The sequence below is a fragment of the Burkholderia sp. R-40 genome, from assembly GCF_049942845.1.
Classification (GTDB): domain Bacteria; phylum Pseudomonadota; class Gammaproteobacteria; order Burkholderiales; family Burkholderiaceae; genus Burkholderia; species Burkholderia ambifaria.
Map to the genome: position 1 here is coordinate 1,499,251 of NZ_CP187967.1, position 25,859 is coordinate 1,525,109.

25 protein-coding genes are annotated in these 25,859 nt (G+C 69.0%); 18 read left to right on the top strand and 7 right to left on the bottom strand.

Annotated features, from left to right (window positions below; genetic code table 11):
* Genes ACP26O_RS07000 through ACP26O_RS07015 form a run of 4 tightly spaced genes read left to right on the top strand, consistent with a single transcriptional unit; the run spans position 1 to position 3,648 of the window.
* On the top strand, positions 1-447 hold the full coding sequence (locus tag ACP26O_RS07000) for a DoxX family protein (protein ID WP_175663872.1): 447 nt from the start codon (positions 1-3) through the stop codon (positions 445-447).
* A 53-nt stretch (positions 448-500) separates the two neighbouring features.
* Positions 501-1,415: a glyoxalase gene (locus ACP26O_RS07005; protein WP_175663871.1), complete on the top strand. Its 915-nt coding sequence runs from the start codon at positions 501-503 to the stop codon at positions 1,413-1,415.
* Complete coding sequence (locus tag ACP26O_RS07010; protein ID WP_175663870.1) at positions 1,412-2,107, top strand: YoaK family protein; 696 nt, start codon at positions 1,412-1,414, stop codon at positions 2,105-2,107. The genes ACP26O_RS07005 and ACP26O_RS07010 overlap by 4 nt, the downstream gene beginning before the upstream one ends.
* Entirely contained in the window at positions 2,104-3,648 is a 1,545-nt protein-coding gene (locus tag ACP26O_RS07015; RefSeq protein WP_426356317.1) for an alginate export family protein, read from the top strand. The genes ACP26O_RS07010 and ACP26O_RS07015 overlap by 4 nt, the downstream gene beginning before the upstream one ends.
* A 105-nt stretch (positions 3,649-3,753) precedes the next feature.
* On the opposite strand, the gene ACP26O_RS07020 is transcribed toward ACP26O_RS07015, so the two are convergent.
* The gene (locus ACP26O_RS07020; RefSeq protein ID WP_175663868.1) at positions 3,754-5,340 is read right to left on the bottom strand and encodes an acid phosphatase; all 1,587 of its coding nucleotides are present in this window, start codon (positions 5,338-5,340) and stop codon (positions 3,754-3,756) included.
* Positions 5,341-5,561: 221 nt separating this feature from the next.
* Between ACP26O_RS07020 and ACP26O_RS07025 the strand changes: the two genes are divergently transcribed.
* From ACP26O_RS07025 to ACP26O_RS07035, 3 genes are all read left to right on the top strand, one after another.
* Entirely contained in the window at positions 5,562-6,911 is a 1,350-nt protein-coding gene (locus tag ACP26O_RS07025; protein WP_175663867.1) for a cytochrome-c peroxidase, read from the top strand.
* A 127-nt stretch (positions 6,912-7,038) separates the two neighbouring features.
* Positions 7,039-7,425: a hypothetical protein gene (locus ACP26O_RS07030; RefSeq protein ID WP_175663866.1), complete on the top strand. Its 387-nt coding sequence runs from the start codon at positions 7,039-7,041 to the stop codon at positions 7,423-7,425.
* Positions 7,426-7,435: 10 nt separating this feature from the next.
* A complete protein-coding gene (locus tag ACP26O_RS07035) occupies positions 7,436-7,906 on the top strand; it encodes an NUDIX hydrolase (protein ID WP_175663865.1) in 471 nt (156 codons plus the stop codon).
* A gap of 114 nt (positions 7,907-8,020) precedes the next feature.
* Here ACP26O_RS07035 and ACP26O_RS07040 read toward each other — a convergent pair whose 3' ends face one another.
* Entirely contained in the window at positions 8,021-9,730 is a 1,710-nt protein-coding gene (locus ACP26O_RS07040; RefSeq protein ID WP_175663864.1) for a glutamine--tRNA ligase/YqeY domain fusion protein, read from the bottom strand.
* 253 nt (positions 9,731-9,983) lie between these two features.
* On the opposite strand from ACP26O_RS07040, the gene ACP26O_RS07045 reads away from it, so the two are divergent.
* Positions 9,984-10,193 carry an ornithine acetyltransferase gene (locus ACP26O_RS07045; RefSeq protein WP_006497729.1) on the top strand — a complete coding sequence of 70 codons (210 nt, stop codon included), beginning with the start codon at positions 9,984-9,986 and terminating at the stop codon, positions 10,191-10,193.
* Between the two features lie 162 nt (positions 10,194-10,355).
* Complete coding sequence (locus ACP26O_RS07050) at positions 10,356-10,904, top strand: RBBP9/YdeN family alpha/beta hydrolase (protein ID WP_175663863.1); 549 nt, start codon at positions 10,356-10,358, stop codon at positions 10,902-10,904.
* Positions 10,905-10,977: 73 nt separating this feature from the next.
* Here ACP26O_RS07050 and ACP26O_RS07055 read toward each other — a convergent pair whose 3' ends face one another.
* Positions 10,978-12,198 (bottom strand): CaiB/BaiF CoA transferase family protein, encoded by a 1,221-nt coding sequence (locus tag ACP26O_RS07055; RefSeq protein ID WP_165751257.1) that lies wholly within the window; start codon positions 12,196-12,198, stop codon positions 10,978-10,980.
* A 427-nt stretch (positions 12,199-12,625) separates the two neighbouring features.
* Between ACP26O_RS07055 and alaS the strand changes: the two genes are divergently transcribed.
* The gene (gene alaS, locus ACP26O_RS07060; protein ID WP_011656608.1) at positions 12,626-15,250 is read left to right on the top strand and encodes an alanine--tRNA ligase; all 2,625 of its coding nucleotides are present in this window, start codon (positions 12,626-12,628) and stop codon (positions 15,248-15,250) included.
* Positions 15,251-15,403: 153 nt separating this feature from the next.
* Here the strand turns inward: alaS and ACP26O_RS07065 are convergent, their stop codons facing one another.
* Positions 15,404-16,318: a LysR family transcriptional regulator gene (locus ACP26O_RS07065; RefSeq protein ID WP_175663862.1), complete on the bottom strand. Its 915-nt coding sequence runs from the start codon at positions 16,316-16,318 to the stop codon at positions 15,404-15,406.
* Between the two features lie 124 nt (positions 16,319-16,442).
* On the opposite strand from ACP26O_RS07065, the gene ACP26O_RS07070 reads away from it, so the two are divergent.
* The 8 genes from ACP26O_RS07070 to ACP26O_RS07105 all read left to right on the top strand — a co-directional run bounded on the left by ACP26O_RS07070 (position 16,443) and on the right by ACP26O_RS07105 (position 23,432).
* Positions 16,443-17,669, top strand: a complete 1,227-nt coding sequence (locus ACP26O_RS07070; protein WP_175663861.1) for a YbfB/YjiJ family MFS transporter — start codon at positions 16,443-16,445, stop codon at positions 17,667-17,669.
* A 119-nt stretch (positions 17,670-17,788) separates the two neighbouring features.
* A complete protein-coding gene (locus ACP26O_RS07075) occupies positions 17,789-18,325 on the top strand; it encodes an NUDIX domain-containing protein (RefSeq protein ID WP_011656614.1) in 537 nt (178 codons plus the stop codon).
* A gap of 130 nt (positions 18,326-18,455) precedes the next feature.
* Positions 18,456-18,893 carry an acyl-CoA thioesterase gene (locus tag ACP26O_RS07080; protein ID WP_175663860.1) on the top strand — a complete coding sequence of 146 codons (438 nt, stop codon included), beginning with the start codon at positions 18,456-18,458 and terminating at the stop codon, positions 18,891-18,893.
* A 13-nt stretch (positions 18,894-18,906) separates the two neighbouring features.
* Positions 18,907-19,845 carry a branched-chain amino acid ABC transporter permease gene (locus ACP26O_RS07085; RefSeq protein WP_175664180.1) on the top strand — a complete coding sequence of 313 codons (939 nt, stop codon included), beginning with the start codon at positions 18,907-18,909 and terminating at the stop codon, positions 19,843-19,845.
* Positions 19,838-21,064 (top strand): branched-chain amino acid ABC transporter permease, encoded by a 1,227-nt coding sequence (locus tag ACP26O_RS07090; protein ID WP_175663859.1) that lies wholly within the window; start codon positions 19,838-19,840, stop codon positions 21,062-21,064. Before ACP26O_RS07085 ends, ACP26O_RS07090 begins: the two co-directional genes overlap by 8 nt.
* Positions 21,061-21,810 carry an ABC transporter ATP-binding protein gene (locus ACP26O_RS07095; protein WP_175663858.1) on the top strand — a complete coding sequence of 250 codons (750 nt, stop codon included), beginning with the start codon at positions 21,061-21,063 and terminating at the stop codon, positions 21,808-21,810. Before ACP26O_RS07090 ends, ACP26O_RS07095 begins: the two co-directional genes overlap by 4 nt.
* Positions 21,807-22,511, top strand: coding sequence for an ABC transporter ATP-binding protein (locus tag ACP26O_RS07100; RefSeq protein WP_175663857.1), 705 nt, complete (start codon positions 21,807-21,809; stop codon positions 22,509-22,511). The genes ACP26O_RS07095 and ACP26O_RS07100 overlap by 4 nt, the downstream gene beginning before the upstream one ends.
* A 174-nt stretch (positions 22,512-22,685) precedes the next feature.
* Positions 22,686-23,432 carry a glucose 1-dehydrogenase gene (locus ACP26O_RS07105; protein ID WP_126227574.1) on the top strand — a complete coding sequence of 249 codons (747 nt, stop codon included), beginning with the start codon at positions 22,686-22,688 and terminating at the stop codon, positions 23,430-23,432.
* 22 nt (positions 23,433-23,454) lie between these two features.
* Here the strand turns inward: ACP26O_RS07105 and ACP26O_RS07110 are convergent, their stop codons facing one another.
* From ACP26O_RS07110 to iolE, 3 genes are all read right to left on the bottom strand, one after another.
* A complete protein-coding gene (locus ACP26O_RS07110) occupies positions 23,455-23,961 on the bottom strand; it encodes a heme-degrading domain-containing protein (protein WP_175663856.1) in 507 nt (168 codons plus the stop codon).
* A gap of 86 nt (positions 23,962-24,047) precedes the next feature.
* Positions 24,048-24,866 (bottom strand): 5-deoxy-glucuronate isomerase, encoded by an 819-nt coding sequence (gene iolB, locus ACP26O_RS07115; RefSeq protein ID WP_175655867.1) that lies wholly within the window; start codon positions 24,864-24,866, stop codon positions 24,048-24,050.
* 43 nt (positions 24,867-24,909) lie between these two features.
* Positions 24,910-25,839 carry a myo-inosose-2 dehydratase gene (gene iolE / locus ACP26O_RS07120; RefSeq protein ID WP_175663855.1) on the bottom strand — a complete coding sequence of 310 codons (930 nt, stop codon included), beginning with the start codon at positions 25,837-25,839 and terminating at the stop codon, positions 24,910-24,912.
* Between the last annotated feature and the right edge of the window lie 20 nt (positions 25,840-25,859).

Genomic DNA, 25,859 nt, shown 5'->3' on the forward strand with positions numbered 1-25,859 from the left:
ATGACGACCCTGACCGGCCGATGCAGCCCCGGGTGGATTCGCGCGCTTCTTTCCCAGCCGTGGGTCGGTTCGCTGGTTCGGCTCGCGCTCGTTTCCGCGTTCCTGATCGGCGGGGTGAACAAGGCGATGCACTTCGGCGATGCGGTCGCGGAGCAGGCGCATTTCGGCCTGCACCCGCCGGCGCTGTGGGCGGCGCTGGCGATTGCGGTCGAGATCGGCGGCTCGCTGTGCGTGGTGTTTCGCCGCTTCACGTGGCTCGGCGCGGGCAGCCTCGGGATGCTGACGCTGGTCGCGATGGTCGTGGCGAACGATTTCTGGAATCGCTCGGGCGCCGAACATTTCATGGCGCTGAACAGCTTTTTCGAGCATCTCGGGCTGATCGCGGCACTCGTGCTCGCGACCATCGTCGACGATGCGCGGCAACCGGCCGACGACGGCCGCGGGTGACCGGAATTGCCCGAGCCGATCCATCCTCTGATGAAACAACAAGGACTTCCGTTATGAAAACCCTTCGTTCCGCGCTGCTGGCGCTGACGATTGCCTGCGGTCTCGTCGCCGCGCCCGTCGCGTTCGCGAAACCGCCGGTGCCGCCCGCGGTCACGCCGACGCTGGCAGTCGGTCCGCAGTACGACACGACGCACGTCTGCGTCGCGCCGGAAGATTTCGACCGCTTTACCGACAGCTTCGTCGCGACGTTCGGCGGCAAGAAGTCGAAGCAGGGAGTGTTCCAGGTCACGCCGACGCCGAGCCAGACGATGTCGCAGCTCGTGCTCACGCCGGTCGGCACGGTGTCGGTGTTCGGCTTCAAGACGCCGATTCCGTATCCGTTCTGCGAGGAACGCACCGGTTATCTCGTCACCGACATGGACGTCGCGGTGAAGTCGGCGCGCGCGCACGGCGCGGACGTGATCGTCGACACGTTCCCGGACCCGATCGGCCGCGATGCGATCATCGCGTGGACGGGCGGCGTGAAGATGCAGCTCTACTGGCATACCCAGGCGCCGCACTACGACGCGTTGCAGACCATTCCTGAGAATCGCGTCTACGTGTCGCCGCAAAGCGTGCGCAAGTTCGTGCACGACTTCGTCAAGTTCTCGAAGGGCAAGGTGGTGTCCGACAACCTGAAGGCGCCGGGCGTTGAAATCGGTCGTCCGAGCGACACGTTCCGCCGCATCCGCATCGAATCGGGCTTCGGCAAGATGACCGTGCTCGTGACGGACGGCAGCCTGCCGTACCCGTTCGGGCGCGAGATGACCGGCTACGAAGTGCCTGACCTCGCCGCAACGTTGAAGAAGGCCGAAGCCGCCGGCGTGACCGTGCTCGTGCCGCCGTTCGCATCGGACGGCCGCGACGCGGCGCTCGTGCAGTTCCCGGGCGGCTACGTCGCCGAGATCCACGCGAGCGCGGCGCGATGAAGCACGAGGACACGATCCTTGCCGCGGTGGCCGGCTTCGTCGACACGCTGAGCTTCGTCGCGCTGTTCGGGCTGTTCACCGCGCACGTGACGGGCAACTTCGTGCTGATCGGCGCGGGCATCGCGGGCTTCGGTCAAGGCGTGGTGCTGAAGCTCAGCGTGTTTCCCGCGTTCGTGTGCGGCGTCGTTGCGGCGAGCCTGATCGCGCGGTCGATGTCCGGCCGGCCCGGCTGGCAGGGCACGCGCGCGCTGCACACGGTCCAGGCCGTGCTGCTGCTCGGCTTCTGCGCGGCCGGCCTGTGGGCGACGCCCGTCACGCAATCCGACAGCCTGCCGGTGCTCGTGGCCGGCATCGTCGGTACGTTCGCGATGGGCGTGCAGAACGCGCATCCGCGCGTGATGGCGCGCGCCGGCGTGCCGAACACGGTGATGACGGGCAACGTCACGCAGGCGATTCTCGATGTCGTCGATCTGCTGTCGGCCGGCACGACGGACAGCGTCCGAGCGGCGGCACGCGCGCGCTTCGGCAAGATGCTGCCGGCGATCGTCGCGTTCGCACTCGGTGCGGCCGGCGGTGCGCTCGGGTTCCGTTACGTCGGCTTTGCGGCGCTGCTCGCGCCTGTCTGCGCGCTGGCGATGCTTGCGCTGGGTTCGGCCCAGGCAGCCGCACCGGCCACGCAGGAGCGCGCATGATCGGGCGGAGGCCGGGCAGGCACCGGACACATCACGGCTGCCGCTTCGAGGTTGCCGCACGCCTGTCGATCGTCGCGGGGCTGTTGTTCGCGGGCGCCGACGCGGCGTTCGCGGAGACGGCGGTGGCATCGACTTCGACGCCGGCGCAAGAACCGGCGCCGGCTTCGGCTGCGTCATCGGTTTCTACCTCGGCAACGACACCCGCGGCGACCACTGCATCGACCTGCACGGCCAAGCGCCCGACGGTGCTGTTCAACCGCTGGCAGGAAGACTGGTCGGTGCTCGCGAATCCATGCTTGCCGCGCGCGCCGCTCGACGGGTTGAAATACATCCCGCTCGGCAATGATCCGGCATCCTATCTTTCGCTCGGCGTGAACCTGCGCGAGCGGCTGGAGACCAACGACGCGCCGCTGTTCGGGATCGGCTCCGCGCAATCGGATACCTACCTGATCCAGCGCGTCGAAGTGCATGCCGATGCGCATCTCGGCCATCACAGGCAGTTCTTCGAGCAATTGCAGGATGCGCGCGCGTTCGGCAAGGATACGGTCTCGCTGGTCGATCGCAATCAGCTCGACCTCGAACAGGCGTTCGCGACGTATGTGGATGAGTTGGGCGGCGGCACGGTCAAGACCCGCGTCGGCCGGCAGGAGATGGCGTTCGACTTGCAGCGCTTCATCGCCGCGCGCGACGGCCCGAACGTGCGGCAATCGTTCGATGCGGTGTGGGCCGATTACGAATACGGGAAGTGGCGCTTCATCGGCTATGCGACGCAGCCGGTACAGAACCGCAACGCATCCGATTTCGACGACGTGTCCAATCGCAATCTCACGTTCAGCGGCTTGCGCTTCGAGCGGCAGTCGATCGGGCCGGGCGACCTGTCCGGCTACTGGTCGCGATACAACCGCAAGAACGCGCGCTTTCTCGATGCGAGCGGCCCAGAGCATCGCGACGTGTGGGACCTGCGCTACTCGGGCACGCAGGGCCGTTTCGACTGGGATCTCGAGACGATGCTGCAGAGCGGCACGGTCGGCAACAACACGATCGGCGCATGGGCCGTCGGCTCGATCGCCGGCTACCGGCTCGACGCGCCGTGGTCACCGCGCATCGCGCTCCAGGTCGATGCGGCGTCGGGCGACCGGCATCCGCACGACGGCCGCGTCGGCACCTTCAACCCGCTGTTTCCGAACGGCTATTACTTCACGCTGGCCGGCTTCACGGGCTACTCGAACCTGATCCACGTGAAGCCGTCGGTGACGCTGAAGCCGGCGCCGAACCTGTCGCTGCTCGGCGCGCTCGGCTTCCAGTGGCGCGAGACGACCGGCGACGCCGTCTATCAGCAGGCGAACGTCGCGGTGCCTGGCACCGCGGGCAAGGGCGGCTCATGGACGGGGATGTACGTGCAGCTGCGCGCGGACTGGACGATCGCCGCGAACCTGATCGGCGCGGTCGAGGCCGTGCATTTCCAGGTCGGCGACGCGATCCGGCAGGCGGGCGGGCACAACGCGGACTACGTCGGTGTTGAGCTGAAGTATGGGTGGTAGCGCATACGGCGTATGAAAAAAAGGGCGACCCCGCGTGAGCAGGGTCGCCCTTCGTTCGTCCGGGCCGGCGGCATGGCCGGCCCGTTCGCGGTGATGGTGATGCCGTTACAGGTTCGGGGACAGCGCGAGCGCGTTCGTCAGGTCGCCCATCGGCTGCGCGCCGTTCGCCTTAAGCGCGTCGTCGCGTTGCTGCAGGCCCGCGAGGCGCGGCAGCGAGAAGCGGCGCGTGATGAAGCGCAGGATCGAACCCGTGTCGTACTGCGTGTGGTCCACGAAGCCCTTCTTCGCATACGGCGACACGATCAGCGCCGGAATGCGGGTGCCCGGGCCCCAGCGATCGGCGTTCGGCGGCGTGGCATGATCCCAGAAGCCGCCGTTCTCGTCGTACGTGACGACGACGACCATGTTCTTCCACTGCGGGCTTGCCTGCAGGTGCGCGATCACGTCGGCGATGTGCTGATCGCCGGAGGTGACGTCCGTGTAGCCAGGGTGTTCGTTCAGGTTGCCCTGCGGCTTGTAGAACGCAACCTGCGGCAGCGTGCCCGCGTCGATCGCCTTGATGAACTCGGCACCGTTCGCGCCGCCGTCGAGCAGGTGCTGCGCGCGGCTCGCGGTGCCCGGCGCCTGGTTCGCGAAGTAGTTGAACGGCTGATGGTGCGGCTGGAAGTTCGGCGTCGACAGATCGGCGCCGTAGATCACGTTCGACGTGCCGTTCTGGCTCGCCTGCAGCGCCTGGCCCCATGCGCCGCCATACCATGCCCACGAGACCCCCGCGTTGGTCATCAGGTCGCCGATGTTGGTCGCCGTCTGCGGCGGCATCGTCGACGGATTGGCCGGATCGGCGAGCAGCGGGTCGCCGCCCGTGGCGGCCTTGTTGCCGCTCGGCTGGTACGCCGGCTGCATCGTGTTGACGCCATAGAAGTCAGGCGTCAGCGCGCCGTCGTTGACGAACTTCGGCGGGCCGCTCAGTGCGGAGGCCGGCGAGTTCGTGGCGACCTTCAGCGACTTGCCGTCGGCGTTCAGGACTGCGATCTTGCCGGCCGCCGGGCTCTTGTCGGCGTTCGCGTAGAACGGCGCGCACGCGCAGATCAGGTACTGGTGGTTCAGGAACGAGCCGCCGAACGCGCCCATGAAGAAGTTGTCGGCCAGCACGTACTGCTGCGCGATCTTCCACAGCGGCAGCTTCGACGGATCCGCCGTGTAGTGGCCCATCGTCAGGCCGCCCGCGTCGGTCCATGCGGCATACATGTCGTTCTTGCCGCCGTCGATCTGCATCTGGTCCTGGTAGAAGCGGTGCACGATGTCGCGCGTCGCGATGCTCATCGACTGGTTGAAGCCGTTCGGATCGTCGATCGCGAACGGCGCGTTCGGCAGGTTCGCCGTCATCGCCTCGGTGACGGCCGGCGTGATGCCGGTCGCGGTCAGGCCGCCCCAGATCTTCGGCAGCGTCGCCATCGTCGAACCGTCGCGATCCTTCTGCACCGAGTTCGCGGCCGTCGCGTTCTGCAGACCGTTCGCACCCGGGAAGTTGCCGTACAGGTTGTCGAAGCTGCGGTTTTCCGCGTAGATGACGACGACGTTCTTGACGGCCGACAGGCCTTGCTGCGTGACATCGTCGCCGCCGCAGGCGGTCAGGCTGAGCGCGGCCGCGAGGGCGAGCGGCGTGTAGCGAATCCAGGCGTGCTTCTTCATGCGATGTTCTCTCTTTCGTCGTTTGTCGCGTGTGGGAACCGGGTTGGCGCAGGGCCGGCGCACGATCTTCGAGGCATCGGCCGGCTGCGCGCATTATCTGGAATCGATTTGACAGGCAGGTGTAGGGGTGCTTTCGATTAACTGTCGGTCGAACGTCATGTGGCAGTCACGGAACTGACATAAGCTCCGGCCGATTGCCCATCGCTACACGAAGAACGACGATGCACACCCTTCTGAAACCCGTCGCGTCCGCGCGATCGCTGATCTCTGCCGCGGCAACGCTGACACTCATTGCGGGATGCGCGGCGCTCGCCGGTTGCGATGCGCGGCCCGCAGCGAATGTGCCGGCCGTGCCCATCGTCCCGGCGGCACAGGCTGCTCCGGCCGCTCCGGCGGTCGCGCCGGCCAGTCAGCCGCAAACGCGCGCGCAGGTATTCGAGGGCGTCAAGCAGATGACGGCACTCGGAAAGCAGTTGTTCTTCGATCCGTCGCTGTCGGGGTCCGGCAAGCTCGCGTGCGCGTCGTGCCATAGCGCCGAGCATGCGTTCGGGCCGCCGAACGCGCTGTCGGTGCAACTCGGCGGCGACGACATGCACCGCACGGGCTTTCGCGCGGTGCCGTCGCTGAAGTACCTGCGCGGCATTCCTCCGTTCAGCGAGCACTTCCACGATTCACCGGACGAGGGTGACGAAAGTATCGACGCGGGTCCGACCGGTGGGCTGACCTGGGATGGCCGCGTCGACACGCGCGATGCGCAGGCGCGCATTCCCCTCACGTCGCCATTCGAGATGAGCAGCTCGCCGGCGCGGGTCGCGAAGGCAGTTCGCGCCGCACCCTATGCCGATGCGTTCCGCCACGCGTTCGGCGACCGGGTCCTCGCCGACGACCAGGCGACCTTCGGCGCGGTGCTGCGCGCGCTCGACGCATTCCAGCAGCAGCCGGCGCTGTTCGATCCGTACACGAGCAAGTACGACGCGTATCTCGCCGGCCACGCGCAGCTCACGCCTGCGGAGCTGCACGGGCTGCAGCTGTTCAACGACGAGAAGAAGGGCAACTGCGCGAGTTGCCACGTGAGCCAGCGCACGCTCGAAGGCGGTCCGCCGCAGTTCAGCGATTTCGGCCTGATCGCGATCGCGGTGCCGCGCAACCGCGCGCTGCCGGTCAATCGCGATCCGCGCTTCCACGATCTCGGCGCGTGCGGCCCCGAGCGCACCGACCTGAAGGGCCGCGACGAATTCTGCGGGTTGTTCCGCACGCCGTCGCTGCGCAACGTCGCGCTGCGCAAGACGTTCTTCCACAACGGCGTGTACCACTCGCTCGAGGACGTGATGCGCTTCTACGTCGAGCGCGACATCCATCCGGAGAAGTTCTATCCGGTGGTGCACGGCAAGGTGCAGGTGTACGACGATCTGCCGAAGCGCTACTGGCCGAACATCAACCGCGAGCCGCCGTTCGATCGCAAGCGCGGCGACGCGCCCGCGCTGAACGCGGCCGAGATCAAGGACGTGATCGCGTTCCTGAACACACTGACTGACGGATATCAGCCGGCGGCCGCGTCGGCTGCGCGCTAGAAGACGTTCCTTGCGGCACGCATGCTATGCTCGCTCGCTGACGGGCGTGGCGCGTGCCGGATGGCCGGCCGCCGGTTCGCCGGCCGCGCGCCACGCCGTTCGATCGAACATCCAAGGAGAACAACACATGTCGATGCGTGCATCCCTTTCAGTCGTCACGCGCGTGCTGGCCGGCGCCGCGTGCGCAGCCGCGATGCTCCCCGCCCACGCACAAAGCAACCTGGGCTTCCTGAGCGACACGCCGCTGACCTACTTCAGCAAGACCGACCGCGCGTCGCTGACCAAGGCTGTCGCGCAGGTGCGCGACGAAGGCAAGGACGGCGAGACCACGACGTGGCAGAGCAACGGCCGCGGCACGCAGATCGATGCGAAGCTCACGCCGTCGACGTCCGAAACCGACGGCAAGACCTGCCGCGAAATCGCGACCGAAATCTCGGCGAAGGGTCAGTCGATGACGCTCAAGCCGGTCTTCTGCAAGACCGCCGCGGGCAAGTGGCAGCTGCAGAAACGCTGAGCGCGGTGCGATGAAGCGCAGCGGTGCGCCGCGCACGGTATCGTGCGGCGTCGTGATTCTCGACGGGGCCGGCCGCGTATTCCTCGCGCATGCGACGGATACCACGCACTGGGACATCCCGAAGGGGCAGGGCGAGCCCGGCGAGTCGCCGGCGGATGCGGCGCTGCGGGAGCTGCGCGAGGAAACCGGCATCGAATTCGCGCCGGCGCGCCTCGTCGATCTGGGCCGCTTCGCGTACCGTCACGACAAGGACCTGCACCTGTTCGCGGTGCAGGTCGCCGACGACGAGATCGATCCCGCGCACTGCACGTGCACGTCGCTGTTCCCGAGCCGTCGCGACGGCTCGCTGATTCCCGAGATGGACGCGTATCGCTGGACGGCGCCCGCCGACGTCGATACGTATGCGAGCCGCAGCCTTGCGCGGCTGTTTCGCACGACGCTGTCGCTCGCGGATCTGCATCGGCGGTTGACGGGCGCGTGAGCGTTATCGCTTCGATGCCGCGCACGCAATAAAAAAACCGACCCCGAGGGTCGGTTTTTTTTCATCATCGCGCGACGTCGGCTCGATGCCGCACGCCGCGCGCGCCGCAGGCCGTCAGGCCGGCTTGCCCCAGCTGTCGCGCAGCCCGACGATCCGGTTGAACACGGGCTTGCCCGGTTTCGAATCGACCCGGTCGGCAACGAAATAGCCGTGACGCTCGAACTGCAAGCGCGTTTCCGGCGCGACATCGCCGGCGCCGGGTTCGACGTAGGCCTGCGTGATCTTCTTCGAATCCGGGTTCAGCGCCTCGAGGAAGTTCGCGCCGCCCGCGTCCGGGTGCGGTTCCTTGAACAGCCGGTCGTAGATCCGCACTTCGGCCGGCTGCGCATGCTTCGCGCTGACCCAGTGGATGTTGCCCTTGACCTTGTACGTGTTCGCGCCTTCCGTGCCCGACTTGCTGTCCGGGAAGTAGTTGCAGTGCACGGCCGTCACGTTGCCGTCGGCGTCCTTGTCGAAGCCCGTGCACTCGATCACGTAGCCGTAGCGCAGGCGCACCTTGTTGCCCGGGAACAGGCGGAAATAGCCCTTCGGCGGGTTCTCGACGAAGTCCTCGCGTTCGATCCACAGCTCGCGCGAGATCGGGAACGTGCGCACGCCGCGCTCCGGATGATGCGGATGCACGGGGGCCGTGCACGCTTCCTCGAGGTCTTCCGGATAGTTGTCGATCACGAGCTTCAGCGGATCGAGCACGGCGACCGAGCGCGGCGCCTTGTCGTCGAGATCGTCGCGCAGCGCGCCTTCGAACACGCTCATGTCGATCCAGGAATCGACCTTCGTCACGCCGATCCGCTCGCAGAACAGGTGAATGCTCTCCGGCGTGAAGCCGCGGCGGCGGATCCCGACGATCGTCGGCATGCGCGGATCGTCCCAGCCTTCGACGTGACCTTCGGTGACGAGCTGCAGCAGCTTGCGCTTGCTGGTGATCGCATACGTGAGGTTCAGGCGCGAGAATTCGATCTGTTGCGGCAGCGGCCGCGTGAACACGCCGGCATCTGCGAGTTCGTTCAGCACCCAGTCGTACAGCGGGCGGTGATCCTCGAACTCGAGCGTGCACAGCGAGTGCGTGATGCCCTCGAGCGCGTCCGAGATGCAGTGCGTGTAGTCGTACATCGGATACACGCACCATGCGTCGCCGGTGCGGTAGTGGTGCGCGTAGCGGATCCGGTAGATCACCGGGTCGCGCATGTTCATGTTCGGCGACGCCATGTCGATCTTCGCGCGCAGCACGTGCTCGCCTTCCTTGAACTCGCCGGCCTTCATCCGGCGGAACAGGTCGAGGTTGTCCTCGGGCGAACGGTCGCGGTACGGCGACGGCTTGCCGCCTTCGGTCAGCGAGCCGCGGTTCGCGCGCATTTCGTCGGCGCTCTGGCTGTCGACGTACGCCTTGCCGCGCTGGATCAGCAACTCGGCGAATTCGTACAGCTTGTCGTAGTAATCGCTCGCGAAATACTGATGATCGACCGCATCCTTGCGCCAGTCGAAGCCGAGCCAGCGCACCGCGTCGACGATCGAGTCGACGTACTCGACGCTTTCCTTTTCCGGATTCGTGTCGTCGAAGCGCAGGTGGCACACGCCGCCGTAGTCGCGCGCGACGCTGAAGTTCAGGCAGATGCTCTTCGCATGGCCGATGTGCAGATAGCCGTTCGGCTCGGGCGGGAAGCGCGTTTCGACGCGGCCGCCCCATTTGCCGGTGCGGTTGTCGTCGTCGATGATGTTGCGGATGAAGTTGGAAGCCGCGGGGGCGTCGTTACGTTCGGTGCTCATGCGGTTGGCGTCAGGTTGTGTCGGCGCGTCGCGCCGGTTTAATCCTGTAATTCTACCTGAGCGGGGTCCGTCCCGCGCGGGTTGTGGCGCCGCAGGCGCCGGGTAGCGCTGCGTGCCGCAATATCTCGATAATGTGTCGGCTGTAACACGACGTAAATCGGATTGCCCCCCGCGTTCGGCTTTTCCTATGATGGCTTCACCGATTCAATGCCGCCGGCGGGCCTTTTTGCCGGCGGGAGGAAGCCAATAATCCATGATGAAGAAGACCACTTTTCTCGTTCGTACCGCGGTGATCGTCGCGGCTCTGTCGCAACTCGGCGCATGCGCGATGACGCATACGCAACGTAATGCCGGTATCGGCGCGGCCGCGGGCGGCGCGCTCGGCTACCTGATCACGGGCGGCCCGGTCGGCACGGTGGCCGGCGCGGCGGCAGGCGGCCTGGTCGGCGCCGGCGTGCGCTGATCGACGCCGGCACGCATGCGCGCCGGCCGGTCGTGACGGGGTTCGCCCCGCGTCACGACCTCGCATATCCCTTCCGCGATTCGACAGGCAACATCAGGGAGGAACGGGTGTGCGACACTTCGTCGACGTCACATCACGACTTCATGCGTCGACGAATCCTCCATGAGCAACTTTCCCGTTTTCGTGCTGCCGGGCTACGGCAACTCCGGTCCGTTCCATTGGCAAAGCCGCTGGGAGCGCGCCGACGCGCGTTTCGTGCGCATCGCGATGCCCGACTGGGACCGTGCGTTCCGCAACGGCTGGTGTCTCGCGCTCGATCGCGCGGTCGAGGCCGCGCCGGGCCCGGTGTTGATCGCCGCGCACAGCCTCGGCACGCTGACCACGGCATGGTGGGCGACCCGCTACGCGCGGCCGGCCGCGCTTGCGAAGGTGCGCGGCGCGCTGCTCGTCGCGCTGCCCGATCCGGCCGGGCCCGGGTTTCCGGCCGACGCGCACGGCTTCGGGCCCGTGCCGCTCGAACGGCTGCCGTTTCCAACCTGCGTGGCCGCGAGCAGCGACGATTCGTACGGCTCGCTCGCGTTCGCGCGCGGCTGCGCACGCGCGTGGGGCAGTGCGTTCCATGACCTCGGCCCGCGCGGCCACCCCAACGCGGACAGCGGGCTCGGCGACTGGCCCGACGCACGCGGCTGGCTCGACGCGCTCGCGCGCTAGCCATCGATTCACTGGCCGACGGCCACCGGTCGCACGCCGCCGACGGCGCCGCGACGCGTACGTTCCCGCGGGCTCAGATCGCCTGCTTCGCCTTCAACGCCGCGATACGCGCCGCGTCATAACCGAGCATGTCGCGCAGCACCGCTTCGGTCTGCGCGCCGAGCAGCGGCGGGGCCGTGCGCGCATCCGGCGGCGTCGCGCTCATCCGGATCGGATTGCGCACGAGCTTCACGTCCGCGCCGCACGGATGCGGCAGCGACACCTGCATTCCGCGCGCGACCACCTGTTCGTTGTCGAACACTTCGTCGAGTTCGTTGATCGGCCCGCACGGCACGCCGGCCGCTTCCAGCGTGCCGATCCAGTCGGCCTTGCCGCGGGTCTTCACCATCTCCGCGAGGATCGGCACCAGCGTGTCGCGATGGCGCACGCGCGACGGGTTGGTCGCGAACCGTTCGTCGTCGGCCAGCTCGGGGCGGCCCCCGGCCTCGACGAACTTCCGGAACTGCCCGTCGTTGCCGACCGCGACGATGATCCAGCCGTCGCTCGTCTGGAAGGTTTGATACGGCACGATGTTCGGGTGCGCGTTGCCCCAGCGCACCGGCGGCTTGCCGCTCGCGAGGAAGTTGGTGTTCATGTTCGCGAGCAGCGCGACCTGCACGTCGAGCAGCGCCATGTCGATGTACTGGCCTTCGCCCGTGCGGTCGCGGTGCGCGAGCGCGGCGAGCACGGCGATCGTCGAATAGAGGCCGGTCGCGAGATCGGCGATCGCGACGCCGGCTTTCTGCGGGCCGCCGCCCGGCTCGCTGTCGCGCTCGCCGGTGATGCTCATGAAGCCGCCGATGCCCTGGACGATGAAGTCGTAGCCCGCGCGATGCGCGTACGGGCCCGTCTGGCCGAAGCCCGTGACCGAGCAGTAGACGAGATCGGGCTTCACCGCGCGCAGCGACTCGTAGTCGAGCCCGTATTTCGCGAGTTGCCCGACCTTGTAGTTCTCGAGCACGACGTCGCTTTGCGCGGCGAGCTCGCGCACGATCTGCTGGCCTTCGGGCGTCGCGATGTCGACCGTAACCGAGCGCTTGTTGCGGTTCGCCGCGAGGTAGTAGGCGGCCTCGGCCGTATCGGCGCCGGCTGCGTCCTTCAGGTACGGCGGCCCCCAGTGGCGCGTGTCGTCGCCGGCGCCGGGGCGCTCGATCTTGATCACGTCCGCGCCGAAATCGGCAAGGGTCTGCGCGCACCACGGGCCCGCGAGCACGCGGGTGAGGTCCAGCACGCGGATATGGCTCAGGGCACCCATCGTCGAATCGTCTCCTTTCATGGCTTGGCGTCGGGCAACGCGGATCGGCATGCCGACCATCTTAAGGCGAATCGGCCGCGCGGGTGGTATAGGGCCTGTTCACGCTAATAACGGGCCAGCCCCACGAATGATTTTTTTTCCAAAACAGGGGAACGTGCCTTTCCGCCCGCATTGCGGCGTCGTTCGTCGTTGCAATAGCTACGGCTATTGCGCCTCCTCACTCCTTGCCCTGCGGGCGGAAAGGCACGTTCGCAAGCCCGTTGTTAGCGTGAACAGGCCCTGGGCCGGTCGTCCGGCACGGCGGGCCGCTGCCGTCTGGGCCGCCGGTCGGTATCGTATAATCGATCGTTTACGATATTTGCCCGCCGTGCGTCCGCGAGGACGGCCGGCGTTTGAAGCCGTCTCAGCCAGACATTCCCCGCACGCCATGAAAGCTGCCGAAATCCGCGAGAAATTCCTCAAATTCTTCGAATCGAAGGGCCACACGATCGTCCGCTCGTCGAGCCTCGTGCCCGGTAACGACCCCACGCTGATGTTCACGAACTCGGGCATGGTCCAGTTCAAGGACGTGTTCCTCGGCACGGACCCGCGTCCGTACTCGCGCGCCACGACGGCGCAGCGCAGCGTGCGCGCGGGCGGCAAGCACAACGACCTCGAGAACGTCGGCTACACGGCGCGCCACCACACGTTCTTCGAGATGCTCGGCAACTTCTCGTTCGGCGACTACTTCAAGCACGACGCGATCCGCTTCGCGTGGGAGCTGCTGACCACGGTCTACCAGCTGCCGAAGGAAAAGCTGTGGGTCACCGTCTACCAGGAAGACGACGAAGCCTACGACATCTGGGCGAAGGAAGTCGGCGTGCCGACCGAGCGGATCATCCGGATCGGCGACAACAAGGGCGCGCGCTACGCGTCGGACAACTTCTGGACGATGGGCGACACCGGCCCGTGCGGCCCGTGCACGGAAATCTTCTACGACCACGGCCCGGACGTGTGGGGCGGCCCGCCGGGGTCGCCTGAGGAAGACGGCGACCGCTACATCGAGATCTGGAACCTCGTGTTCATGCAGTTCAACCGCGACGCGCAGGGCAACATGACGCGCCTGCCGAAGCAGTCGGTCGACACCGGCATGGGCCTCGAGCGCCTCGCCGCGGTGCTGCAGCACGTGCACAGCAACTACGAGATCGACCTGTTCCAGAACCTGATCAAGGCCGCCGCGCGCGTGACCGAGATCAGCGACCTCACCAACAACTCGCTGAAGGTGATCGCCGATCACATCCGCGCGTGCTCGTTCCTGATCGTCGACGGCGTGATTCCGGGCAACGAAGGACGCGGCTACGTGCTGCGCCGGATCGTGCGCCGCGCGATCCGCCACGGCTACAAGCTCGGCCGCAAGGGCTCGTTCTTCCACAAGCTGGTGGCCGACCTCGTCGCCGAGATGGGCGCGGCCTATCCGGAGCTGAAGGAAGCCGAGCAGCGCGTGACCGACGTGCTGCGCCAGGAGGAAGAGCGCTTCTTCGAGACGATCGAGCACGGGATGTCGATCCTCGAGGCGGCACTCGCCGACGTCGAGGCGAAGGGCGGCAAGGTGCTCGACGGCGAACTCGCGTTCAAGCTGCACGACACCTACGGTTTCCCGCTCGACCTCACGGCCGACGTGTGCCGCGAGCGGGGGATGACGGTCGACGAGCCGGCATTCGACGACGCGATGGCACGCCAGCGCGAGCAGGCCCGCGCGGCCGGCAAGTTCAAGGCCACGCAGGGCCTCGAATACTCGGGCGCGAAAACCACCTTCCACGGTTACGAGGAAATCGCGTTCGACGACGCGAAGGTCGTCGCGCTGTACGTCGACGGTTCGGCCGTCAATGAAGTGAAGGCCGGCCAGGATGCGGTCGTCGTGCTCGATCACACGCCGTTCTACGCGGAATCGGGCGGCCAGGTCGGCGACCAGGGCGTGCTCGCGAACGCCGCGACGCGCTTCGCGGTGGCCGACACGCTGAAGGTGCAGGCCGACGTGGTCGGCCATCACGGCACGCTGGAGCAGGGCACGCTGAAGATCGGCGACGTGCTGCGCGCGGAAATCGACGCGCACCGCCGCGCCCGCACGCAGCGCAACCACTCGGCCACCCACCTGATGCACAAGGCGCTGCGTGAAGTGCTCGGCGCGCACGTGCAGCAGAAGGGTTCGCTCGTCGATGCGGAGAAGACCCGTTTCGACTTCGCGCACAACGCGCCGATGACCGACGACGAAATCCGTCGCGTCGAGCAGATCGTCAACAACGAAATCCTCGCGAACGCGCCGGGCATCGTGCGCGTGATGCCATACGACGAAGCGGTGAAGGGCGGCGCGATGGCGCTGTTCGGCGAGAAGTACGGCGACGAAGTGCGCGTGCTCGATCTCGGCTTCTCGCGCGAACTGTGCGGCGGCACGCACGTGCATCGCACCGGCGACATCGGCTTCTTCAAGATCGTCGTCGAAGGCGGTGTCGCGGCCGGCATCCGCCGGGTCGAGGCGATCACCGGCGACAACGCGGTGCGTTACGTGCAGGAACTCGATGCGCGCGTGAACGAAGCCGCGGCCGCGCTGAAGGCGCAGCCGTCGGAACTCACGCAGCGCATCGCGCAGGTGCAGGACCAGGTGAAGTCGCTCGAGAAGGAACTGGGCGCGCTGAAGTCGAAGCTCGCGTCGAGCCAGGGCGACGAGCTCGCGCAGCAGGCCACCGAAATCGGCGGCGTGTACGTGCTGGCCGCGACGCTCGACGGCGCGGACGCGAAGACGCTGCGCGAGACGGTCGACAAGCTGAAGGACAAGCTGAAGAGCGCGGCGATCGTGCTGGCGGCCGTCGAAGGCGGCAAGGTCAGCCTGATCGCGGGCGTCACGCCGGATGCGAGCAAGAAGGTCAAGGCCGGCGAGCTCGTGAACTTCGTTGCGCAGCAGGTCGGCGGCAAGGGCGGCGGCCGTCCGGACATGGCGCAGGCAGGCGGCACGGAACCGGCGAACCTGCCGGGTGCGCTCGCGGGCGTGAAGGGCTGGGTCGAAGAACGTCTTTGATCGTCCGGGCTGATGCGATGCGGGCTTGCCGGCCCCATCGCATCGCATGAAAAAAACGACCCGATCGGCGTTGGCCGGTCGGGTCGTTTTGTTTTTGGCCGGCGTGCAGCATCCACGCGCCCCGGCCGCCTGCGCTGCCGGTCAAGGCCCGGCTCAGGCTGGCGCCACTACCGGCGCCTTGGCTGCATCGTCCGGCTGCCGAGCAGCCTCGCCGAGCCCATCGCGCAGCGCGGCGAGCGCCGCCGACGCGTAACCGTGCCGCCACGCGAGCACCGTGTCGATTCCTTCGAGTTCGGCGATCGTGTGGGCCGTGACGTTGCCGGTTTCCGGCTGCAGATCGAGCACCGACCTCGGCGCGACCGCGACGCCCGCGCCGGCCGCGACGCACGCGACGATCGCGTGATACGAACCGAGTTCGAGCACGCGCGCGGCTTTCACCCCGTGCGCCGCATACCATTGCTCGACGTATTTCCGGTACGTGCAGCCGCGCTCGAACGCGATCAGCGTCGGCAGGATCACGTCGCGCGGCGTGCGCACCGGCGGATGGCCGCGCGGTGTCAGCAGCACGAGATCCTCGCGGTAGATCGGCACCGTCTCGAACGTGTCCGGCAGCGTGTCCGGTGCGGGCGGGCGCGCGAACAGCGCCGCGTCGACCTCGAAGTCGCGCACCCTGTCGATCAGCCAGCCGGTCGTGCCGGTCACGAGTTCCAGCGATACGTCGGGCCACGCATGGTGATAGCGCGCGAGCACGGTCGGCAGCCGGCTCGCGGCCGTGCTTTCCATCGTGCCGAGCCGCAGCCGCCCGCGCGGCGTGTCCTCGCGCACCGCGTCGCGCGCCTCGTCGGCAAGCGCGAGCAGCCGCTCCGCGTACGGCAGCAGCGTGTGCCCGGCCGGCGTCAGCACGAGCCGGCGGCCGTCGCGCACGAACAGCGCCGCGCCGAGTTCCTCCTCGAGCTGCTTGATGCGCGTCGTCACGTTCGACTGCACGCGATTGAGCTTCGCCGCCGCGCGCGTGACGCCGTTTTCGCGCACGACGGCCCGGAAAATCGCCAGTGCCGCCAGGTCCATGATTCTCTCCGGGAGATATGTGGGTTCTTAATTATTCATTTTTAGAGAACGTTTGGTCAAGCTACGATACAAGCGTTCCGATTTCCGTTCCGGCCGGCGCGCACCGCGCGCGGCCCATGCCGCCATGTCCCGTTCCGATGCCCCGAGTGCCGCCGCCGGCACCCACCTGTCCGATGACGCCGACCGCCGCGCCCGCGCGGCCGCGCTCGCCTGCATGATCGGGCTCGCGGTCGCGCTCGGCGTCGGCCGCTTCGCGTTCACGCCGCTGCTGCCGTTGATGCTCGCCGACGGCTCGATCGGCCTGAAGGCCGGCAGCTGGCTCGCGTCGGCGAACTACGCGGGCTATTTCGTCGGCGCGGTCAGCTGCGCGGCGGTGCGGGTCGCGCCCGCGCGAATGGTGCGCTTCGGGCTCGCCGCCACCGTGCTGCTGACCGCCGCGATGGGCATCGGCCATCTGCTTTCGGCATGGCTCGTGGTGCGCTTCGTCGCGGGTGTCGTCAGCGCGTGGACGTTCGTGTTCGTGTCGCAATGGGGGCTGCGGCGGCTCACCGAGCTGCACGCGCCCGAGTGGAGCGGGGTGATCTACGCGGGGCCCGGTGTCGGCATCGTGCTGACGGGGCTGATCGGCGGCGCGCTCGCCGGCCATCGCGCGGCGCCCGGCTGGCTCGGCTTCGCGGCGCTGTCGGCGGTGCTGTCGGTCGCGATCTGGCGCGTGTTCGGCACCGCGCCGGCGGCCGCCGCTCCTGCCCGGCCTGCGGCGACGGCTACGGCACCCTACGACGCGCGGCGCCATCGGGCCGACGCCGCGTGGCTCGTCGTGCTGTACGGGATGCCGGGCTTCGGCTACATCATCACCGCGACGTTCCTGCCGGTGATTGCGCGCGCCGCGCTGCCGGCCGGCTCGCCGTGGCCGGACCTGTTCTGGCCGATGTTCGGCGCGGCGCTGATCGTCGGCGCGATCGCCGCCGCGCGGCTGCCCGGCCACTGGGACAATCGGCTGCTGCTCGCCGCCGGCTGCGCGACGCAGGCGCTCGGGATCGCGGCGGGCATCGTGTGGCCGAACGCAGCCGGCTTCTCGGTCGGCAGCGCGCTGCTCGGCCTGCCGTTCACTGCGATCACGCTGTTCGCGATGCGCGAGGCGCGGCGGCTGCACGGCGAGCGCGCGGCCGGGCTGATGGGCTATGCGACCGCGTCGTACGGGGTCGGGCAGATTCTCGGTCCGCTCGTCGCCGCGCCGCTGACCGCGCGTTTCGGGTCGTTCTCGCCGGCGCTGTGGGTCGCGGCGGGCGCGTTGCTCGTCGGGGCCGCCGGCTTCGCGGCGACCGCCGCGCACGGGCGCGCGCGACCCTGACGCGATCGGGGCCGGATCGTCTGCGGCGCGGGCAAACTCGCTAGAATGAAGCCTTTCCCGCGCCGAGCGGGCGTGAGGCGGCCTGCGGGCCGCCGCCGGCGTCCGCCAGATCCCCATCGATGACCACCGCCGACTACCGTTTTTGCCCGCGCTGCGCGAGCCCGCTCACCGAGCGCGCCGATCCCGAACACGAGGGCGGCCGCGTCCGCCGGGCCTGCCCGGACGACGCGTGCGGCTACGTGCACTGGAACAACCCGCTGCCGGTGGTGGCCGCGATCGTCGAGCTCGACGGCAAGATCCTGCTTGCGCGCAACGCGGCCTGGCCGGAAGGGATGTTCGCGCTGATCACCGGCTTCCTCGAGAACGGCGAGACGCCCGAGGACGGCATCGCGCGCGAGGTGTTCGAGGAAACCGCGCTGAAGGCCGAGCAGGTCACGCTCGTCGGCGTCTATGAGTTCATCCGCAAGAACGAGCTGATCATCGCGTACCACGTGCGCGCATCGGGCACCGTCGCGCTGTCGCCGGAACTGCTCGAATACCGGCTCGTCGATCCGCCGCTGCTGCGCCCTTGGCGGGCCGGCACCGGCTACGCGCTGGCCGACTGGATGCGCGCGCGCGGCCTCGATTTCGAATTCGTCGATCGAGCGGGGCAGTGACGGCCCGCGCCGCTTCCGACATTTCATCCGTCGCGCCGCGCAGGGTCGCGTCGCGGCATCTCGCCGTTTCCCGGCGCGCCGTCCCGCGCGGCCGCCGCGCGGCGTCCCACTCGTCCTGACCGCCATCGCCATGTCCGACAAGCCGCAGCCGCGTCCGCGCGACGCCTATCGCCACTTCCTGCCGATCACGACCCGCTGGATGGACAACGACGTCTACGGGCACGTGAACAACGTCGTCTACTACAGCTACTTCGACACCGTCGTGAACGAATACCTGATTCGCGCGGGCGTGCTCGACGTCGAGCACGGGCAGACGATCGGGCTCGTGGTCGACACGCGATGCAACTACTTCGCGCCGCTCGTGTTTCCGCAGTCGGTCGACGCGGGGCTGCGCGTCGCGAAGCTCGGCACGTCGAGCGTGCGCTACGAGATCGGGCTGTTCGCGGCAGGGGAGTCCTCGCCCGCGGCGCAGGGGCATTTCGTGCACGTGTACGTCGATCGCGGCACGCGCCGCCCGGTGCCGCTGCCGGATGCGCTGCGCGCGGCGCTCGAACCGCTCGCCGGCTGACAGGCGCGCGGTGGTGCACGCGTTCGCGCTCCAGGCGTTCAACGGCCTCAGCTACGGGTTGCTGCTGTTCATGCTGTCGGCCGGCCTGACGCTGATTTTCAGCGTGCAGGGCGTGCTCAACTTCGCGCATGCGAGCTTCTACATGCTCGGCGCGTACGTCGGCTACAGCATCGCGGCCGCTGCGGGTTTCTGGCCCGCGCTCGTGCTCGCGCCGCTCGCCGTCGGCCTGCTCGGCGCCGGCTGCGAGCGCTGGCTGTTGCGCCGCGTGCAGGCGCGCGGCGGCCACACGAGCGAACTGCTGCTGACCTTCGGCCTCGCCTACCTGATCGGCGAGGGCGCGAAACTCGTATGGGGCCTCACGCCGGTGCCGGCCCCGGTGCCGGCGCTGTTCGACGGCGCGCCCGTGACCGCGTTCGGCCTCGCGCTGCCGCGCTACCGGCTCTTCATGATGGCGATGTCCGCGGCGATGCTGGTCGCGCTCGGCGCGCTGCTGCGCGCGTCGCGCATCGGGCTCGTCGTGCGCGCCGCGCTCACGCACCGCGCGGCCGTCGAGGCGCTCGGCTACGACGTGCCGCGCGTGATGACGGGCCTGTTCGGCGCGGGCACCGCGCTCGCGGCGCTGGCCGGCGTGATCGGCGCGCCGCTCGCGGTGATCGAACCGGCGCTGGCCGAGACGGTCGGGTCGGTGGTGTTCGCGGTGGTCGTGATCGGCGGGCTCGGTTCGCTCGGCGGCGCGTTCGTCGCGTCGCTCGCGGTCGGCTTCGCGCAGACCTTCGCGGCGTCCAGCGATACGTCGCTGCGCGACCTCGCGCAATGGGCGGGCGTCGCGCTGCCCGACAGCGTCGCGGCCGTATCGATCGCGCAAATCGCGCCGCTGGTGCCGTATCTGCTGCTCGTCGCGGTGCTGGTCGCCCGTCCGCGCGGCTTGTTCGGCGAGCGTGTCGATGGATAGCCGCGCGCGGGCCGGCGCGCTGCGCTGGGTGCTGTTCGCCGCGTGCGTCGCGCTGCCCGCGTGGCTGTGGCCGCATGGCGCGATGCTCGGCTATCTCGCGCAGACGGCCGCGCTCGTCGTGCTCGCGCTGTCGTACAACCTGCAGCTCGGCACGACGGGGCTGCTGTCGTTCGGTCATGCCGCGTTCGCGGGCCTCGGCGCGTTCGCCGCCGCGCACTGGTTCAATCGTGTCGGCGGTCCGCTGCCGCTGTTGCCGCTCGTCGGCGGCGTGGCGGGCGCCGGCTTCGGGTTCATCGCCGGGCTGCTCGCGACACGCCGCGCGGGCACCGTGTTCGCGATGATCACGCTCGGTCTCGCCGAATGCGTCGCGGCCGCCGCGTGGAGCGTGCCGGCGTGGTTCGGCGGTCTCGGCGGCGTGCCGATCGACCGCGCGAGCGGCACGCCCTGGGGCGGCTGGCAGTTCGGCGCGCCGGCCCAGGCCTACGCGGTGATCGCCGCGTGGTGCATCGTGTCGGCGCTGGCGATGCATGCGCTGACCCGCACGCCGCTCGCGCGGCTCGCGAACGCGGTGCGCGACAACCCCGCGCGCGTGGCTGCGCTCGGCACCGAGCCGCGCCGCGTGCGGCTCGCGATGGTCACCTGTGCGTCGTTCTTCGCGGGTATCGCCGGCACGCTGACGCTGATCGACGTCGAGATCGCGACGCCCGACAGCCTGTCGATGGCGCGCTCGGCGACCGTGCTGATCGCCGCGGTGATCGGCGGCACCGGCACGTTCTTCGGGCCGGCGGCCGGTGCCGTGGTGCTGACCGCGCTGAGCGTGGTCGTCGCGGGCGTGTCGCGTGCGTGGGGGCTGTATCTCGGCGTGCTGTTCGTCGCGGTCGTCGTCGCGGCGCCCGGCGGGATCGCGGGCGTCGCACAGACGCTCGCGCATGCGTTGCGCCGCGACGCGCCGGCCGCCGAGCGCTGGCGCGTGCTGTGCGGCGTCGGCGCGTGCGTGTTCTGGGGCGTCGCGATCGTCTGCGCGGCCGAGCTCGGCTATGCGTGGCGCTTCGCGCAGGACGACGGCGCCGGCAGCGCGTTCGGCGCGTGGGGCATCGATGCCGATGCGCCGGCCGGCTGGGTCGTCGCGTGCTCGGCGGCCGGCATCGGCATGCTGCTGTGGGGCTGGCGCGCGCGGCTGATGCACCCCGGGCACGGCAAGCGGGAGGACGGGCGATGAACGGCAACGCGATCGCGCTGCACGGCATCGTGCAGCGCTTCGGCGCGCAGACGGTGCTCGACGGTATCGAGCTGAGCGTCTGCGCCGGCGAGCGTCACGCGCTGATCGGGCCGAACGGCGCGGGCAAGTCGACGCTGTTCGGCGTGATTGCGGGCGCGACGCGGCCGACGCGCGGGCGCGTCGTGCTGCACGGCGTCGAGCTGCGCGGACGCGGGCCGGTCGTCGCGAGCCGGCTCGGCATCGGCCGCAGTTTCCAGCAGACGAGTGCATTCGCGCGGCTCTCCGTGTTCGACAACCTGCGCTGCGCGGCGCTGCATGCGCCGGACGAGCGGCGGCGCTGGTGGAACCGGCTGCGCGAATCGGCGTCGGTCGATCGCGCGGCCGCGCAGGTGCTGCACGACATCGGCCTCGATGCGCGGCGCGACGCGCCGGCCGGCGAACTCGGCTACGCGGAACAGCGCGCGCTCGATCTCGGCATCGCGCTCGTGAGCGGCGCGCGCACGCTGCTGCTCGACGAACCGACGGCCGGCATGAACCGCGACCAGGCCGCGCGGATGATCGCGCTGATCCGCGCGACGACGCAGGGCCGCACGGTGCTGATGATCGAGCACGACATGGATGCGGTGTTCGGCTTCGCCGAGCGCGTGACGGTGCTGGTGCGCGGCGCGGTGGTCGCGACCGGTGCGCCCGACGCGATCCGCGCGGACCCGGCCGTGCGCGCCGCCTATCTCGGCGCCGCCGCATGAGCGCGCTGCTCGACATTCGTGGCCTGCGCGCGTGGTACGGGATGCAGCCCGTGCTCGACGGCGTCGATCTCGCGCTCGCGCCGGGCGAGACGCTCGCGCTGCTCGGCCGCAACGGCTCGGGCCGTTCGACGCTCGCGAAGGCCGTGATGGGGCTCGTGCGCACCGCGGGCTCGGTGCGCATCGTCGGCGCCGAATGCGCGGGCGCCCGCACGTTCGAGATCGCGCGGCGCGGCGTGGCTTACGTCGCCGAAAGCCGCGACGTGTTTCCGCTGCTGAGCGTGCGCGAGAACCTGCGGCTCGGGCTGCGCGGTGTGCGCGGCGCGGCCGAACGCGCGGCGCTCGACGGGCTGCTCGCGCGCTTTCCGCTGCTGGCCGCGCGGATCGACGTGAAGGCCGGGCGGCTGTCGGGCGGCGAGCAGCAGGTGCTCGCGCTGGTGCGTGCGCTTGCCGGCCGCCCGCGCGTGCTGATCGTCGACGAACCGGCCGAAGGGCTCGCGCCGCTCGCGATCGACGAGGTCGGCGCGTGCCTCGCCGCGCTGCAGGCCGACGGCGTCGCGATCCTGCTGATCGAGCAGCGACTGCAGCTCGCGCCGCGGCTCGCGCAGCGCGTCGCGGTGATGGGGCGCGGACGGATCGTCTACGACGGCGCGCTCGACGGGCTCGGTGGGGACGTCGTCAGTGCGTGGCTGAGCGCCGGCTGAGGGCAGGCGGAGCGCAAGCGCGCCGATTGTTCGGCAAACCCCGCCAGTCAATTCGTGTCGAGCCGCTTTATCGCTGCGGCGCAGCACCTTACATTGCCAGTCATGCCGGTGCGCCGCATCCGCGCGGCAACCGGCGCCCATCCATCGAAAGTCTTCCGACTGAGGAATGAAATCATGAGCAAGCTGACAAACAAGGTTGCGATCGTCACGGGCGGGTCCAAGGGCATCGGCGCCGCGATCGCGAAGGCGCTGGCCGCCGAAGGTGCGTCGGTCGTCGTCAACTACGCGAGCAGCAAGGCCGGTGCCGACGCCGTCGTGAGCGCGATCGTCGAAGCGGGTGGCCGCGCGGTCGCGGTGGGCGGCGACGTGTCGAAGGCAGCGGACGCGCAGCGCATCGTCGATGCCGCGATCGAGAACTATGGCCGTCTCGACGTGCTGGTCAACAATTCCGGCGTCTACGAATTCTCGCCGATCGAGACGATCACCGAAGAGCACTATCGCCGGCAGTTCGATACGAACGTGTTCGGCGTGCTGCTGACGACGCAGGCCGCCGTCAAGCATCTCGGCGAAGGCGCGAGCATCATCAACATCAGCTCGGTCGTGACGAGCATCACGCCGCCCGCGAGCGCCGTGTACAGCGGCACCAAGGGCGCCGTCGACGCGATCACCGGCGTGCTCGCGCTCGAGCTCGGCCCGCGCAAGATTCGCGTGAATGCGATCAACCCGGGGATGATCGTGACCGAAGGCACGCACAGCGCGGGCATCATCGGTTCGGATCTCGAAACGCAGGTGCGCAACGACACGCCGCTTGGCCGCCTCGGCGAACCGGGCGACATCGCGTCGGTTGCCGTGTTCCTCGCGTCGGACGATGCGCGCTGGCTGACCGGCGAGCGCCTCGTCGCGAGCGGCGGGCTGCACTGACCCGCGAGGTCGGCGCGCGCCGCTACGCGATCATCGCGAGCGCGTTCGCGCCGACATGCCAGCGCAGGCTCTCGACGACGAGTGCGTGATCGTGTTCGTCGTCGAGCCCCGCGATCGTCATCGCGCCGACGAGTGCACCACCGATTGCGCCGCCGGCGACCCGCAACGGCACACCGCCGCCATCGAGCGCATAGTCGGCGTCCGACAATCCCTGCGACTGCAACGACCAGCCGGCACGGCGAAAGCGCGCGCCGACCTCGAGCGAGCTGACGCCGAACCGCAACACCGTGTTCTGCCGGCGGCGGATCGCGTCGCTGTGGTGCGCGCGGCTGCCGTCGAGCGCGCAATAGAACAGCGGTGCGGCTTCACCGACGATGCCGACCGCGATCGGCAGCCCGCGCCGCGACGCGAGATTGATTGCGATGTCGCCGAGCCGGCGCGCGACCTCGGCATCGAAGTGCGGCAGCATCGGCGCCGAGGCGGTGTCACTGCAAGGCGCGGGTGCGAAGCGCGGGAAGGGGATGGCCATGGCAGCTCCGTGTCGTCGCAAGTCCGGCTCGTGCGTGCGCGTGCCGCGTCGCGCGCCGGCCGTCGATCGTTCAGCGCATCAGCGTGTCAGCGCTTGGGCGCCGCGTCGAGCATCCACTCGTGCGCGGGATCGTTCCTGAACGCCCATGCGCGGCTCGGCCCGGCCATCACGTTCAGGTAGTACAGGTTGTAGCCGTGCGGCGCGACCACCGGGTGATAGCCGCGCGGCACCATCACGACGTCGTGGTTCTCGACCGCGCACGCTTCGTCGAGGCTGCGATCGTCGGTGTACACGCGCTGGAACGCGAAACCCTGCGGCGGATCGATCCGGTGGTAATAGGTTTCCTCGAGCGACGTTTCGTCGGGCGCCGCGTCGCGATCGTGCTTGTGCGGCGGATAGCTGCTCGAATGGCTCGCGGGCGTGATCACTTCGACCACCAGCAGCCGGTCGGCCGCCGGGTTGTCGCCCATCAGGATGTCGCACACGTAGCGCGTGTTGGTGCCTTGCCCGCGCACCGCGCGGCGCATCCGTTCGCCGTCGAGGCGCTGCACGCGCTTGTCGCCGCTCGCGTAGGGCGCGGTGCATAGCGCAACCTCCGCGTCGCGCGTCGCGACCAGCGTGACGGTCTTGCCGCCCGGCACGTACAGCGCGTCCGGCGACACCTCCTCGAACACGCTGTCGCGCTTGCCGAGCGCATCGTAGGTTTCGCCGTCGACTTGTGCGCGCAGCGTGCCCGTGAGCACGACGACGCACAGTTCGCGCGTGCCGGTGTCGAGCGTTTCGGTGTCGCCGGCCTTCAGGCGCAGCGCGCGAAAGCCGACGTGTTTCCAGCCGGCCGACTCGGGCGTCACGTTGCAGATTTCGCGGCCGGCGGATGCCTTGACCAGCAGGGGAGAAATCGTCATGGAACGGGGCTCCACAATGGGGGAATAGCGGGGATGACAGCGCTCACGCGCTCAACCGGTCGACGATCGCGCGCAGCGACTCGTAGCCCTTCTTCGCATACTGATAGCTCGGCGCGACGGCCGGATCCTGCTCGGCCTCGACGACGAGCCAGCCTTCGTAGCCGGCATCCTTCAGCGTGCGCAGCGTCGCTTCGTAGTCGAGCGCGCCGTCGCCCGGCACCGTGAAAGTGCCGTTGATCACGCCGTTCAGGAAGCTCCAGCCGCCGTTGCGCGCCTGCGTGACGACCTGCGGCCGTACGTCCTTGCAGTGCACGTGCACGACGCGCGACACGTGCTTCTTCAGCAGTGCGACCGGATCGGCCGCGCCGCCGAAATACGCGTGTCCCGTGTCGAACAGCAGGAACACCTTCGCGGGATCGGTCAGCGCCATCAGGCGGTCGACGTCGTCCGGCGATTCGACGTAGGCGCCCATGTGGTGATGGTAGGCGAGCTTGATCCCGTAGGTCTCGAGCAGATGCGCGCCGAATGCGTCGAGGCGCGCCGCGTAGCGCCGCCAGCTTTCATCGTCGACGAAGCGCGGCCGCTTCGCGACCGGCGTGTCGATGCTGCCCTGGATCGTCCCCGCGCATTCGCCGTACACCACGACCTTCACGTCGTTCACCTGCAGCTTCGTCATGTGCGCGCGGCAGCGCTCGATTTCGGCGGCGACCGCGTCGGCGTCGCTCATGCCCGGCTCGACTTCCGCGAGGAAGCCCGAATACCAGCCCGACACGCACACGAGCCCGAACTCGGCGAGCTTGGCCTTCAGCTCGGGGCCCGTCTTCGGAAACTTGTTGCCGAGCTCGAAGCCCGCATAGCCGATCTCGGCGCCTTCCTTCAGCGCCGTCTCGAGCGGCGTCTCGCCGCCGAGCGACGGCAAGTCGTCGTTCATCCACGACAGGGGATTGATACCGATGCGAACGTTCCAGCTCATGACGTGCTTCCTTGGTTCGG